Origin of the sequence: Haladaptatus sp. W1 (genome assembly GCF_001723155.1) — an archaeon.
In the GTDB taxonomy this organism is placed as follows: domain Archaea; phylum Halobacteriota; class Halobacteria; order Halobacteriales; family Haladaptataceae; genus Haladaptatus; species Haladaptatus paucihalophilus.
The window spans coordinates 1-14,280 of record NZ_MEIH01000292.1; the positions used below are offsets into that span (position 1 = coordinate 1).

Consider the following 14,280-nt stretch of genomic DNA (forward strand, 5'->3'; position numbering starts at 1 on the left):
TCCCTGAAAAGAGGAGATAACCCTTTAATCGGGAATCTGCAGTACTAGAATGGCAGCTTCGGACCAACACTCATACTGACTCGTTCTGATCGGGACTTCGAATCCCGATGTTCAATTAGAACCTGGCTAACGACGGCACGGAAATAGTGTACTCGCCAGTTTTCTCGGTAGGTAGTCCTCCTTTTATGCTTGGCCCCGTTTACAGAATTACGGCAAATATACGATACAATATAAATCCCGTGACTCCTGCACCAAAGAGCGTGAGCAGCCAAATTGCGACTGTATAACTTGTTTTTCGGACGGATACTTTCTGTCCCTTCAGTTAGGCCACTTCCAATGATACTCCAGAGGATAATATTGTTGAATGAAATCGGGTAGCCGAGAATTATCGCGGTTTGAGCGATGATAAATGCCGGAATCAACGCTGCAATTGATCGTAGAACGCCAAGCGACGAATAATCACGGGCGACTGCTTGGAGAATACGTGGCGACCCCATCCAGGCTCCTAATAGAATCCCAATTGCTCCGAACGACAGCAAAATCGTCCCCGGAAGTTGCAGCAGTGATTCAAACAGGGGTTCCAATGGACCGGTCGCTAAGCCGACTTGACTGCCACCGCTCGAAAAGGCAACTAAACTTCCGAGACCAATCAAAAAGAGCCGAACTCCACGGTCGATCGAACGATTGAGTGTTCGTCGAAGTAACCCGGCTGCGAATAGTCCCAGAATCAAACTCGTAGACACCATCACGAGATCATACGCCCCAATTATCGTCGGAACGCTCATTTCTAGTGAGTTAGAGACGTAACTCGCGATGGTTCCCTGTGCAGTACCAGGAGCAGGAATCAGTGCCGAGGGCATATTCGCAACGATAATACCAACGATTCCACCGAGGATCGGGAGCGTAATTTGTTCGGAAAGACTGGTGCGACGGAGCAAGTAGCCCGTTGTATAGGCGATTGAGATCGACATCACCGGCACTGCTGCCCAGAATGTTACAATCTCACGATAGGTCCCATATGCAGGCTCTCCACCAAGTGCCAGTCCCGCGCCAACGATCGACGCCGTGGTTGCAAACGCAGCTGGAATCGGATATCCTGTCCGAACTCCAAGTGCAATAAAGCCTGCCGCTGTCAGTAGACCTGCAATCGCTGCGAGTGGTGTTAATTGAACGCCCGCTATCAGCCCTTCTCCCACCGTTTTCGAAATATTGCCACCTTGTGTGATCGCTCCTAAAGCAGCAAGTATTCCCAGAAGAAATGCGGCGCGCATCGTCGATAGGGCATTTGCACCAACCGCTGGTGCAAAAGGGGGTGAATTACTACTCGCGCCTAGTGCCCACGCCATCGCTAGACTCGTGGTGATCGCACCAGCCACAACAATGAATGATGTCAGGATAGCCATCTGCTCTTTGTAATGTGACCTCGTGCCATATTCATCGTCAATAACAATAGTTCCGCTGCTTGAATGAGCGCCCTGAACCATCATTCAAAATATTTTTTGAGAGATCGCCCCGTGATATTCGATCAGAAGTCCATGTACGATCGTCCGCTGTAACGCCGACTGCAAACACATGGCTGCCTTCGAGAACACAACTAATGACGGAACACTCAAGGCCTTCTCGTCGGAGGATGACAACGAGTCCGAACCAGACGACTGCGACTGTGACGGTCTCGATAGCTTCCCGTGCTGGCCGTGCGTGCGAACGGGACGGACGGAACTGCCGAACGAACCACCGCTTCAGTCTTTCATATATCTTATTTTAGGAGAATGGTGACACGGATAGTGTTGGTTCACTTTCACTGCACTTGGCGCGTTTATATGATGCTTGCTAGCCTATCTCCACTGGAGGGGTGTAGGAATGACATCATATCCTGAAACAGAAAATGCGGTCGAATCCAGGCAAAAAATCACTCCGAATCTCTGGTTTGATAACCAGGCAGAGGAAGCCGCAGAGTTTTACACCTCCGTGTTTGAAAACGCGGCGATCAAGGGCACGACCCATTACCCGGATGCTGGGCAGGAGATAACGGGCGGGGAAGCCGGCAGCGTGATGACGGTTTCCTTCGAGGTCGAGGGGTTCTCGTTTGTCGCGCTCAACGGCGGGCCGGAGTTCAGTTTCAACCCGTCGATATCGTTTTTCGTGAGTCGAGAAACAAAAGAGGAAATAGATGAATTATGGGCACGGCTTGTCGATGGTGGGGAAGTACTCATCCAGCTTGATGAACATCCGTTCAGCGACTATTACGGCTGGGTGCAGGATCGATACGGTGTCACGTGGCAGCTCATCCTCCCCAGCAACGAAGGCGACTGGCGGCCGGATCTGGTACCGTCCCTCATGTTTACGCAGGATAACGTCAACAAAGCCGAGGAAGCCATCGATTTTTACACCAATGTCTTTGCTGGCACCGAACTGGGCCACTTAGAACGGTATCCGGAAGACACCGGTCCAGCGAAAAAGGGGGCGCTTGCCTTCGGAGATTTCAAAGTCGAGGACGTCTGGCTGGCCGTTATGGATACCGGCGTCGAACAGGACTTCGCGTTCAACGAAGCCGTCTCCCTCATCGTCAACTGTGAAAGTCAGGACGAAATCGACGAACTCTGGGACGCACTTAGCGCGGCACCCGAGGCCGAGCAGTGTGGCTGGCTGAAGGACAAATACGGCGTTTCGTGGCAGATTACGCCGACGATGCTGAACGAGCTGCCGGACGACGACCGCGAGGCCAATGCGCGCCTGATGGAGGCACTGCTGGAGATGAAGAATCTCGACATCACAGAATTGCAAGTAGCATATGACGGAAACTAAGCTGCATTAACCAAAGAACAATGGCAAGATCAAAAACCCGCTTTACCGCTCAACTGGTCACAATCGGCTCGCGGACAGTCCTCAGGCTACCTGAGCGCGCGAGTGAGAAGCTCCCATCACGCGGCATGGTGATGGCCTGCGGAACCATCAACGGATTCCACTTTCGAACTCCGCTTGAACCAGACGGTGAGGGAAGCCACTGGTTCGAGGTAAACAAATCCATACGTGAAAACGCTGGAGTAGACGCTGGCGACACCGTGACACTGGAGATTGAGCCGGTAAGCGAATGGCCGGAACCCACGGTGCCAGCGGACTTGGAGAATGCTCTTGCAGACCATCCAGAGGCACAGACTCTCTGGAAGGATATCACGACGAAAGCACGCTGGGAATATATCCGCTGGATCCGCTCAGCGAAAAAGTCTGAGACGCGCGAGCGGCGGATCGAGACAGCCTGTTCGAAACTGGAGGATGGTCAGCGCAGACCATGTTGTTTTGACCGCAGCGCCTGCACCGTCCCCGACATATCGAAGAGTGGGGTGCTGATTGAGCCGATGGAAAATCGCTGACGTGGGACGTCTACGACTCGCATGGCTGGGAGCAATTTGACGAGCAGTTCGTGCAGATAGTTGAGAAGGTGTTAGAATCCGAGTCGCTGGATGTGTCCAGCGAACACTCACGGAGGGTGTAAATGTGGCGACTACCGACTTCCCAAGAGACTTATCGGTACTCTTCGACGTCAATCACTTTCTGTGTCTCTTCATGAGTCAGGTCACCATCTCCTGAAACTATTGGTGCATCGAGTTCACGACCAACCGCAGCAATAAGAGCATCAGGTCCGTCGAGATACGGACCACCGGGAGCGATCTCGTCTGCAATTTTCCCGGCGGCAATCGCTGTCCGCTTGTCGGTAGTATATACTTCTCCCCAGGAGAAATCAGCACGCACTCCGTCGACGTCACCATTTGGAAGGTTGCCCGCTCCGACAAGCACCTCAGCATACGCAACGAGAGGGATGATCCACTGCTCTTCGGCACCACCTGCTTCCTTGTAGAACGTCTTAGTGGACTCAACACCTGCGAGGTAGTCGATTAGAAACGATGTGTCGAGAACCTTCACGTGTCGCCTCTACCGAGTTGTTGCATCCGTGCCTTTCGCTTCTCTTTGGCCTGTTTGTGACCCTCACGGACGCGTTCAGCCTCTTCGTCCGACCAGCGACCAAATCCATCAGCGAAATCGCCGCTATTGTCGCCGAGCATACGTTCAAGAACGTCGTTGTAGCTCTCACCTTCTCGCTTCCGGCGTTCTAATTCCCGCTTCACAGTATCGCTAACGCGAATCTGCTCGTTCGCCGTGCCCATCGTACGTTGACATTCGTGTTGACGCTACTTCGTCTTTGTGTTTGTGGGATCCGATTCAGGCACATTCGTTGTAGTTCGATAGGGGCAAGAGGTGTGAGACCACTACCTTAACAGCCAGCTCTTTGCGCCTCTATTCGCCGTCGTCGATCGCAGACACAACAGGACAAGACGCATTCAACAACAGTCTCTGGGCCGTGCTCCCGAAGACTGCTTTCCCAACTGGAGACCGTTGCCGTCCACCAATCACCAGATATTTGGGGTCGCTGTACTCGGCTTCGGCCAGTATCTTGTCGGCAGGGTCGCCGACACGACCTCGAGTTTCGATTCGATCCATGTCGTAGTCGTCGAGTAATTCGTGGATGGCCTGACGGGCGACTTCAGCCCCACTTTGCTCCTCCTTACTGATGGCAAAGTTATCGTACGCTGGCGTGCCTTTGACCGCTTCTTTGTGTTTGTTGAAGTTCTCTTTCGGAATCACGTGCAGGACGACTAACTGCTCGTCGTAGGTCGTCGCGAGGTCGTACCCGACGGTGAGCGGCTTGTTCGAGTGCAGTTCCTCTCCGACAGCTGTGAGTATCGACATGTGTAGTCTCCGTGAATGGTTCGCTGTGAGACCACCGGCGGATTCAGCTTCGCACCGCCACCGATGGAATACCGGATGGTTGCTCGCGCTGTTCCGTGATTCGAACGCGGGTGACGCGGGTATCGTCTACGCCTCCTTGGCGGACTCACGCTCGCGTCGCTCGCGTTCGCGTGCGTAGTGGGCCAGCAGTTCGCTTTCGATGTCTTCGACGGGGAAGTGACACGCCGCCTCGTGCTCGCCGTCCTCGAACGTCGAGCGGGCGGGGTCTTCTTGTCGACACTCCTCGGTGGCCTTCGGACAGCGGGGGGCGAAGTTACAGCCACCCGGAAGCTCGATCGGGTTCGGCGGTTCACCTGGGAGCAACACCCGTTGACGGTCGATCTGCGGGTCGGCCTTCGGTGACGCTGAAAGGAGAGACGCCGCGTACGGATGCCTGGGGTTCTCGACGACCTCGTCAGTGGTACCCATCTCGACGATTTCACCGAGGTACATCACCGCCAGCCGGTCGGTGATCTGCGAGAGGCTCGCCAAGTCGTGGGAGATGTAGACGATGCCGATGTCTCGCTCGTCGGCCATCTCGCGCAGGATGTTGAGGATGTTCGCCTTCAACGAGACGTCGAGCATCGAGGCGGGTTCGTCACAGATGAGCAGTTTGGGCTCGAGCACCAGCGCCTGTGCAATAGCCACACGTTGGCGCTCGCCCCCCGAGAGCTGGTCGGGGTGTTGGTCGAGGTACTTCTCGGGGGATTGAGCCCCACGTCTGCGAGCGTCTGGCGGACTCTCCGATCGATCTCGTCGGGGGTGTGTCCTTGAATCTTCAGTGGTTCGCTGACCGCGGCCCGCACCCGCTGTCTGGGGTTCAACGAATCGAACGGGTCCTGAAAGATGAACTGGACCTGCGAGCGGAACTCCTGGGCATCCTCCTCCAGCAGGTCGTCAACCGGGTCCCCGTCGATGAGGATATCCCCACCAGACTGCGACTGGAGCGCCGAGATTACTTCGGCAAGTGTCGATTTCCCGCAGCCGGACTCGCCGGCGACTCCCACGATCTCGCTCTCACGGACATCGAGGTCGACGCCGTTGACGGCTTTGACGTAATCCGGTTCCTCGCCGAGAAGGTCCTCGATGATGGGCTGTGACTGCTCGAACCACTTCTCCAGACCGTCGGTCTCGACGATAACCTCGCCCAGATCACGCGACTCGGATTCTTCAGGCACGTCGATGCCCCACGTTTCGGGATCACTCGCCTGCTTTTGCATCTCGTTCACCTTGTCAGCGTAGTAACAAGCGGACACCTGTTCGCCACTTTCGACGAGGGGAGGGTGCTCGCTCTCACACTGCTCGGTCGCGAACGGACACCGGTTACGGAAGACACACCCTGTCGGTGCCTCGGTGAGGTCCGGAAGCGAACCCGGGATGGATATCGCCTGTTCATCGAACTCGTCGACCTCCGGGAAGGCGTTCTTTAGCCCCATCGTGTACGGATTCCGGGGATCGTGGAAGACGTCGAACGTGTCTCCCTGCTCCATTACTTTCCCGCCGTACAGCACTGACACCTCGTCACAGGTTTCCGCGACGACGCCGACCTCGTGGGTGATCAACAGTAGTGAACTGTCGATCTCCTCTTGAATCTCCATGAGCTTGTGAACGATCTTGTCCTGGACGATAACGTCCAGCCCGGTCGTTGGCTCGTCCGCAATGATGAGGTCTGGGTCGAGTGCGAGCGCCATCGCGATGGTGACGCGCTGGCGCATGCCACCGGAGAACTCGTGAGGATACTCGCCCGTCCGAGCCGGGTCGAGGCCGACGATGTCGAAGACTTCCGCCACTCGCTCGTTGGCTTTGGCCTTCGATATGTTCTTGTGCTTGCGAATTGCCTGGCGTATCTGTGCACCGACATCCATCACCGGGTCGAGCGAGTCCATCGCACTCTGGGGAATGTAGGCGATCTCCTCCCAGCGGACGTCCCGCCACTCCTCTTCGGACAGGCCGACGAGGTCGCGGCCTTTGAACGTGACACTCCCAGATCGGACCGCACCGTTGTCGTCGAGCAGTCCAAGAACTGCCTTCGCGAGAGTCGACTTCCCGGAGCCGGACTCGCCAACGAGGCCATAGTTATCTCCCTCTTCGATGGAGAAGGAGGCGTTGTTAACGGCGTGGACTTCGCTGTCTGGGGTCTGGTACGCGATCTTGAGGTCGTTGACTTCGAGTAGACTCATTCTTGTTCAGTCTTGAGTTCGGGGTTGACGATCTCCTCAAGCGCACGGCCGACGAGGAAGACCGCGGTAGTCACTGCAGCGATACCGAACGATGGCGGGAGGACCCACCACCAGGCGACCCGGATCGCGCCCGAGCGGAACACCTGTTGGAGCATTCGCCCCCATGAGGTCGTCGTCGGGTCGCCGAAACCGAGGAATGCGAGCGACGCGCCAACCACGATGGACCACCCGACTGCGTACGCCGTGTACAGGAACCCGATGCCCAGTACGTTCGGTGCGACGTGTAGGAACATCGTGCGGAGGTGGCCCGCCCCTCTCGCCCGGGCCGACTTCACGAACGTTCGCTCTTTGACTGTCATCACCTCTGAACGGATGACTCGCGCAGGCATTTTCCAGAGGAAGATCACGAGGATAGCGGTGATGAGCCAGACATTCGGCGTCACGAACGACAGTATCACCAGCGCCATTGGCAGCAGCGGGAGCGCGAAGGTGAGGTCGGTCAGCCGCATCAGCCCCTCGTCGACCCGGCCACCGAAGTAGCCGCTCGTGAGTCCGACGAGGAAGCCCAACACGCCGGTCCCGACGCCACCGAAGAATCCCATGATGAGCGTTGGCCGGGCACCAGCCAGAAACTGACTCAGGACGTCCTTGCCGAAGGCCGTCGTCCCGAAGAGTGCCTTCGAGTTCGGACTCTGCAGTTTCATAATCGAGTAATCCTGGCGGAGCGTGTCCTCGATCGGATGGTGCGGGGCGATGTGTGGGCCGAACAGTCCCATGAACACGAAGACCATGAGGATGATGAGGCCGACCTTCGCGGCGGTGTCCTGCCAGATAACACTCATGAGATGGTAGGAACGGTCGAGCTCGGTACGGAGACGGTCTCTCACGGTATCGGCGTCGAGCGAGTATCCAGACATCAGACATCACCTGCTTCGATGGTCGGGTCAAGTTTCGCGTACGCTAAGTCGGCAGTGAGATTCATCACGATAACCGCCAGCGCCATGATGAACACGGCGGCCTGGACGGTCGGATAGTCCTGGTTGAGTATCGCCTGGACGAGTGCGCGACCGATACCCGGCCACGCGAAGACCACTTCCAGAGTGATGACACCCTGGAAAATCATCCCCGTCCGGAGAGCGAAGTAGGTCACCAGCGGAAGCAAAGAGTTGCGACCGGCACGGGCGAGCTGCTCTCGCTCCGAGAGCCCCTTAGCACGATGGAGCTTGAGGAACTCGGAACCCTTTCTCTCGACGATGGAGTTGCGGGCCAGCATCAAGAAGTCGCCGCTGAAAAACAGCACCGACGCCGTGAAGGGGAGGATGTAGTGTTTCAGGAAGTCGACGGAGAGGAACTTTTCTGCGTAGCCCTGTGGGTTCGCCATCGGGCTGCGCATCCCGAAGGCGGGCAGCCAGTTCAGTCCGTACGAGAAAATGATGAGCAGGAAGATGCCGGTGACGAAAATCGGGGTCGCGCGGAAGAACGTGGTCGTCACGATAGACCACTGTTCGAACCACGACCCGCGGTTCCAGCCGGCGTACATGCCAGCGATGGAACTGACGATCGCCGTGACGACGAGCGCCGGCAACAGCAGGACGAGCGTGTTGACCAGTGCGGGGACGACGATGGTTCCGACCGGCCGTTGCTGCGTGAGAGAGACCCCGAACTGGAACGTGAACAGGTTCCTGACGTACTTCAGGTACTGCACGTATATCGGTTCGTCGAGGCCGTACATCGCGCGCAGCTTTGTGACCTGATCCGCCGTCAGCGAGCCGGAAGCGACCAGACCGCTGAACGGGTCACTCGGAAGGAGACGAAGCGTCGCGAAGATGATACTGACCGACACCAGGGTTAGTATCGCCGCGATCGCGGTCCGTTTGATGAGGAATCTTCGAAAACTCATGGATGATCAGGAGAAGTCGGGCTGGTCGAGCCCTGTGTGGGTGGCGTGACCGTGCTCAACACGCTTGGCAAAGGCGTCCCAGGCATCACCCTCCGGCCAGACGAGGGTGTCCTCGCCTTCGAACGTGTATCCCGCCTTCTGGAGCATCGTCTTGGCCTTGCCGACGTTGTATTTGTACGGGTCCGTCTCGGCAGCGAAGGGCGTCAACAGGCTCGTAATCAGACGCTGCCCCTCGATGGCGGTACCCCGCCCGCCGAGCACATTCTCGACAAATCCCTCCTTATCGACCGCGTGGCTGAGCGCCACGCGGAACGTTTTGTCCCGGAACAGCGGGACGATGTGGTTGAGGTGAACGTCCGTCGGAACGTAGTTCTTAGCAGTCTGCTTCTCGACCCCGTTGGCCTTGGCCGCGCGGTCGGCTTGCTGGTTCGAGACGGTCGTCCCGATAGCGTCGATATCGCCGGATTGCATCGCACCGATGAGGGTCGAGATGTTCCCAACATTGGTCTCAACCAGTTTGTCGATACCGTCACCGGGGACGAAGTGCTTGCCGAGCATCTTCTTGCGGATGTCGTCGTCCCAGAGCCAGTGGTCCTCGTGCTTCTCGAGCCTGAACTCGGTTCCTTGCTCCCAGTTGACGAACTTGAATGGGCCGGTCCCGATGGGGTTCTTCGGGTTGTGCTGGCCAGGGCTGTCGATATCCTTCCAGCGGTGTTTCGGGATGATGGCGCTGCGGACGGCCCGTTGAGTGAGGAAAGATGCGTCGGGTTCAGTGAGGTTGAACCGGACGCGGCCGCCGCCGCTGTTCGACACGACTTCCACGCTGTCGATGGTCCGGTAGAACGGTCCCTGCTGGGGTGCCGTGTGCTGCTTGTATTTCTCGACGCTGAACTTCACGTCCTCGGGACTGAACGATTTGCCATCGTGCCAGGTGACGCCTTCACGGAGGTCCATCTCGACGGTAGTCTCGTCTACGACCTCGTGCTTGGTCGCGAGACTTGGGACGATCTCCAGTTGTGGGGACGCGTCGTAGAGGCCGTCGTAGACGTTCAACAGACGCTTCTCCTCCATTCCCCCGGTCGACCAGGGCAGATTTGTTCCTTGCATTCCGGTGAGGACGCCTTTGACCCACGTAGTCGAGTTGCCCTGGGGCTGGAGGTTCACCTGCGTCCAGATGAACGAGTCGCGTGTCGTCCCGTTCCCCGGCGTCGGAACGTATCCCTTCCAGTCGGCGGTGTTGGCCACCGTGATCACGTCGGGGAAGTTCGAGGCGATAACGTACGCGTCCTTGCTGAGTTTCTTCTGGATCTTCTTACAGAGCTCGGCGCGTTTTTCCACATTGCCAATCGTCGCAGCCTGTTCGTCCAGCAGTTCGGTAATCTCGTCGTTCTTGTAGTTGTAGTAGTTCCCTCCCGTCTCAGGATGTGCGCGCATCAGGAACGGATTCGGGTCGAGTCCCCGCTGTGGGTCCGGTCCGTGGAGATTCATAACGACGGGCGTCGGGTGTCCGATGTCGGCACGCCAGTACTCGCCGTACCGGGTGCTTGGCTGGACGTTAACGAGGTTCGTCGGGACACCGAGAGAGTTGAACGAGTCCTTGATCATCAACGCGTGCTCGCGCATCCACGGCGTCTCCGACTGCGCGAAGTGTATATCCACGGCGGACACCGGCTGCCCCTCGACCGCGTTGTACTCGAACTTGACGGCTTTGTCGTTGACCGATTTCCCCTTTGTCTCGACTGGCCACTCCTCCCAGAACTTGGTCTTGATGGTGCGGCCATCGCCACCGCTACCGTCGCTGTTGTTGTTGCTCTGGCACCCGGCCAATCCAGCGATTCCAGCTGTGCCTGCGATCCGGATGAACCTGCGCCGAGAAACAGAACCTGTCTCAATCTCGAATTGTTTTCCCTGCGTCATTGCATGCCATCCTTTCCCACTTACTGGCGTGAATCTACTCCCGATACCGGCCAATCATCATCATTTTTTATATGCACACCCGTATCCACCGGATTCATCCGACCCGCTGCCACAGTACTAATAATAATTGAAACTATATATTGTAGAATTAGTAAAATTATATATGTGTTCGGAGGAGTGCGTTCCAGGCTGGGTCCGGCCGATTATTTGTCGTCTGACTCAGCGTTCGACGACTCTTCTTCGGTGGAGAAGACGAGGTCGAAGAGTTGCTTCTCGGCGAGCCGGAGACGTTCGCTGAGAGTCGACTGGGCGATGTCCAGTTCCTCTGCAATGTCGTCTGCCGACGCCTGTCGTGGAACGTCAAAATAGCCCATAGAGTGGGCAGCCCTGAGGACGGTCAACTGTTGCTGCGAAAGTTCATTCCGGAGGACGCGACCGAGCTGTCCGCTTCCGAGCGGTTCGCCTGTCGTCTCTACCTGATTCACGCTCAGGAGTTCAAACCGGCTGAACTGCTCCTGAATTCGGTCTGCCAGCCGACGGAAGTCTTCCCATACATTCACCGTGACGACCCCGTCGAAGTGGTCTCCGTGTAGTTTCAGCCGGTTCGGCACACCCTTTTCTCGTAGAATTACACCAAGGATGAACGGGTATGGCTCGTGAGCGACGATGGTCAACCGGTACGTCGGCTGTTCGGAGGTGTCCGTCGACACCTTTTCGTGGTGGAACAGTTCTGCCCGGGAGAGAGATTCAATTGCCGCTTCCAGGTCAAGCTCACTATCAGTCGTGACTAGAAGCGATTCGATCCAGTCGCCTTCGTCAGCGTAGAAGGCGTTCTCAAATTCGATTCGACGAACGTCAGGGACCAGCGTCCTGAAGTCGTTGATGACACCGGACGGGGTGGTCTGGAACTCGATGCGTAGAATCTTGAATCACCCTGGTCAGATGTACACTCCCTTTGAGTGTACTATATAAAACGTTGGTCACTTAGTTAAGATTCGCCTCTGGCTATGTCGGCTCACTCACCAGTGCGGACGAGTGCGTCGACGGCGATGGGGCCGTCTTCAGTGACGACAACAGGGTTCAAGTCGAGTTCGACGACGCCGTCCACGGAGTGAGCTAGGCCCCCGACGTTCACGAGCAGGTCGACGACCCGATCGACTGGCAGGGAGTCCCCATCTCGTCGGTCGATGAGCAGGTCCTCAAGGACCGTCTCTTTGACCGCTCGCCGTGCGTCCGATCGCGAGAACGGCGGGACCAGTGTCGCGCTATCGTCCAGCGCTTCCACGAGGACACCACCGGCACCGACGGTGACGAGCGAATCGAACACGTCCCCGGGGGCAACCCCCACCATCGTTTCGACACCGTCGTCGATCATGGGCTGAACCAGCACGCCTTCGATGTCGCTATCGTCGACGTGGGACCGTGCTGCCGAAACCACGTCGTCATAGGCCTCGCGTGCTTTCATGGGGGAGTCGACACCGAGCAGGACGGCGCCGGCGTCGGTCCTGTGCGGGAGTTCCGGCGAGTCGATCTTGAGGGCGGCAGGTCCGGGTATCGACTCGACGGCGGCAGCCGCCTCGTCAGCGTCGGTGGCCAACCGGGTCTCGACCGTCGGAACGTCGAACGCGGAGAGCAGCGACTCGGCCTCCGTCCACGTGAGGACCCGTCCTCGCGGCAGGTCGCCATCAAGTACGTCGGTATCGGGGTTCCCTGAACCGCTTTCACTGTGTGCGGGGGAAGCGAGTGCCGTGGCGGCCGGTCGGCGAGGCGGTCGCGGTCGGCGGCGAAGTCACACGTCGACGCAACGGCGTCGAGACACCGGCTCGGGTCCTCATAGACCGGCACCGACTGGCGCAGCCGAGCGTAGGGTGGCGTCTCAGTCGGGTCATCGGATTCCTTGCGTCCAGTCCAGAGCACGTACACCGGGTCCTCGGCCCGGTCGGTGATATCTTCCAGATCGGCGGCGATGTCGGCTGCGCGGTCATCGACCCCCGAGAGACCGATGGCGAAGACGTACGCGTCGAAATCGTCGTCAGCGAAGAGTGCATCGGCGATTTCGGGGATCGAATCGGCACCGTACCCCCGAATGTCAGCGGGATTGTGTAGTTCGCCATAGGTCAGGAGTTCGTCCATCTCCAGTAGCACACGTTCGGTCTCCCCATCGATGTCAGGGAGGGAGAGGCCACGCTCAGCAGCCATGTCGGCGAGCAGGCTCGCGAGACCACCGCTGGTCGAGGCAATACAGACGCGGGCACCGTCCGGGGCGTCGTAGGCAGTATGCGCGTTCGCACGGCCGAGGAGGTCGGGGATGTCAGGGACACGCTGGACCCCCGCCTGGTCGAAGGCCGTCGCCCAGGCGTCGTCATCGCCGGTGAGCGATCCCGTGTGCGAGAGTGTGGCTTCCTCCGCAAGGTCGGACTGGCCGATCTTCACCGTCAGGACAGGCGTGCCGTTGCGGACTGCAGCTTCGGCGACCTGCATGAACCGTTCCGGGTCGTCGATTCCCTCGACGTACGTGCAGACGACGTCAACGCTCTCCTGTTCGGCGAGATACGCGACGTAATCCGTGAGCGTCAGGTCGGTCTCGTTCCCAGTGGAGACGATGTGACTGAAGTGCAGGTCCTGGTCAGTCGCCCGCTCGAAGAACGTCGTGAACGCCAGCGCCCCTGATTGGCTGACGAGACCGATTCCACCCGGCCCAGGTTTGCGTGAACACGTCGAGGTGAGCGTCGCACCCCGGGCGGCCATCACGCCGATACAATTCGGCCCGACCACCCGGATTCCGACCTCGGAAGCCGTCGCGGCGAGGTTCCATTCCAGTTCGGCCCCCGTTTCGTCCGCCTCGGCGAATCCCGCCGTGAGGACGAGCGCGATAGGGACACCTCGCTCGCCTGCAGCACGGACGACATCGACGACGTACTCGCGCGGGACACTCACAACGACGAGGTCGACGGTCTCCGGCACATCTTCGATGGTGTCGAAACACGGGCGGTTCCAGGCTTCTTCCCGGTTCGGATTGACGGGGTAGAGGGTCCCATCGAAGCCGTAGTCGAGAAGGTTGTCGACGAGGTTGCCCGAGTAGAACGATTCCGGGCTCGCGCCGACGACCGCGACGGAGTCGGGATCAAACAGCGATCCCAGTTCCGGCGTCGTTCGTGACTCTGTGCTTTCGGTTCCGATTGTCGTCATGGCACTGAGTCGGTTCCTCCAGCACCCGCGTGAACCTGTCCCCGATGGGGGTCGATTATCTTCACCCTATAAGTACCACTCCACGATCACACCACGATTCTTGGGGAGGGGTGTCACCGAATCCCCGCGGCCGCTGTGCGGTCGAGAATCCTCCCGGCCCAGTCTATCTCGTCCGGGTTCGGGGTGTAGGCTTCGTTGATTACGGGGGTCTGGTTGGGATGGACGGCGAGTTTGCCGTCGAAGCCGAAATCCACGACCGTCTCGGTGGGTGTCTCGATGGTCTTTTCTAGCATTTCGCGGTCGTCGCCC

At 58.3% G+C, this 14,280-nt stretch carries 11 protein-coding genes and 3 pseudogenes; 2 read left to right on the forward strand and 12 right to left on the reverse strand.

The window, feature by feature from the left end:
- Window positions 1-199: 199 nt before the first annotated feature.
- Window positions 200-1,403 (reverse strand): annotated as a pseudogene (locus tag BG842_RS27610) (inorganic phosphate transporter).
- Between the two features lie 457 nt (window positions 1,404-1,860).
- On the opposite strand from BG842_RS27610, the gene BG842_RS14045 reads away from it, so the two are divergent.
- Entirely contained in the window at window positions 1,861-2,805 is a 945-nt protein-coding gene (locus BG842_RS14045) for a VOC family protein (protein ID WP_069451216.1), read from the forward strand.
- Between the two features lie 20 nt (window positions 2,806-2,825).
- Entirely contained in the window at window positions 2,826-3,371 is a 546-nt protein-coding gene (locus BG842_RS14050) for a YdeI/OmpD-associated family protein (RefSeq protein WP_069451217.1), read from the forward strand.
- A gap of 151 nt (window positions 3,372-3,522) precedes the next feature.
- Here the strand turns inward: BG842_RS14050 and BG842_RS14055 are convergent, their stop codons facing one another.
- The 11 genes and pseudogenes from BG842_RS14055 to BG842_RS14100 all read right to left on the reverse strand — a co-directional run.
- Window positions 3,523-3,921: a PIN domain-containing protein gene (locus BG842_RS14055; protein ID WP_069451218.1), complete on the reverse strand. Its 399-nt coding sequence runs from the start codon at window positions 3,919-3,921 to the stop codon at window positions 3,523-3,525.
- A complete protein-coding gene (locus BG842_RS14060; RefSeq protein ID WP_069451219.1) occupies window positions 3,918-4,163 on the reverse strand; it encodes an antitoxin VapB family protein in 246 nt (81 codons plus the stop codon). Before BG842_RS14060 ends, BG842_RS14055 begins: the two co-directional genes overlap by 4 nt.
- Window positions 4,164-4,293: 130 nt before the next feature.
- Window positions 4,294-4,746 carry a universal stress protein gene (locus BG842_RS14065; RefSeq protein ID WP_069451220.1) on the reverse strand — a complete coding sequence of 151 codons (453 nt, stop codon included), beginning with the start codon at window positions 4,744-4,746 and terminating at the stop codon, window positions 4,294-4,296.
- A 126-nt stretch (window positions 4,747-4,872) separates the two neighbouring features.
- Window positions 4,873-6,965, reverse strand: a pseudogene (locus BG842_RS14070) (dipeptide ABC transporter ATP-binding protein).
- Window positions 6,962-7,882, reverse strand: coding sequence for an ABC transporter permease (locus BG842_RS14075; protein WP_069451221.1), 921 nt, complete (start codon window positions 7,880-7,882; stop codon window positions 6,962-6,964). Before BG842_RS14075 ends, BG842_RS14070 begins: the two are co-directional and overlap by 4 nt.
- Window positions 7,882-8,865, reverse strand: a complete 984-nt coding sequence (locus BG842_RS14080; protein ID WP_069451222.1) for an ABC transporter permease — start codon at window positions 8,863-8,865, stop codon at window positions 7,882-7,884. The genes BG842_RS14075 and BG842_RS14080 overlap by 1 nt, the downstream gene beginning before the upstream one ends.
- A gap of 6 nt (window positions 8,866-8,871) precedes the next feature.
- Window positions 8,872-10,692, reverse strand: coding sequence for an ABC transporter substrate-binding protein (locus tag BG842_RS14085; protein ID WP_069451223.1), 1,821 nt, complete (start codon window positions 10,690-10,692; stop codon window positions 8,872-8,874).
- Window positions 10,693-10,985: 293 nt separating this feature from the next.
- Window positions 10,986-11,456: a helix-turn-helix domain-containing protein gene (locus BG842_RS14090; protein WP_254663171.1), complete on the reverse strand. Its 471-nt coding sequence runs from the start codon at window positions 11,454-11,456 to the stop codon at window positions 10,986-10,988.
- Between the two features lie 341 nt (window positions 11,457-11,797).
- A complete protein-coding gene (locus tag BG842_RS31705; RefSeq protein WP_342764807.1) occupies window positions 11,798-12,460 on the reverse strand; it encodes an acetate--CoA ligase family protein in 663 nt (220 codons plus the stop codon).
- A gap of 668 nt (window positions 12,461-13,128) precedes the next feature.
- Window positions 13,129-13,971: pseudogene (locus tag BG842_RS31710) on the reverse strand (CoA-binding protein); the annotation flags it as partial.
- 113 nt (window positions 13,972-14,084) lie between these two features.
- Window positions 14,085-14,280 (reverse strand): hypothetical protein (locus tag BG842_RS14100; protein WP_254663172.1); only part of this gene is annotated, 196 nt, incomplete at its 5' end.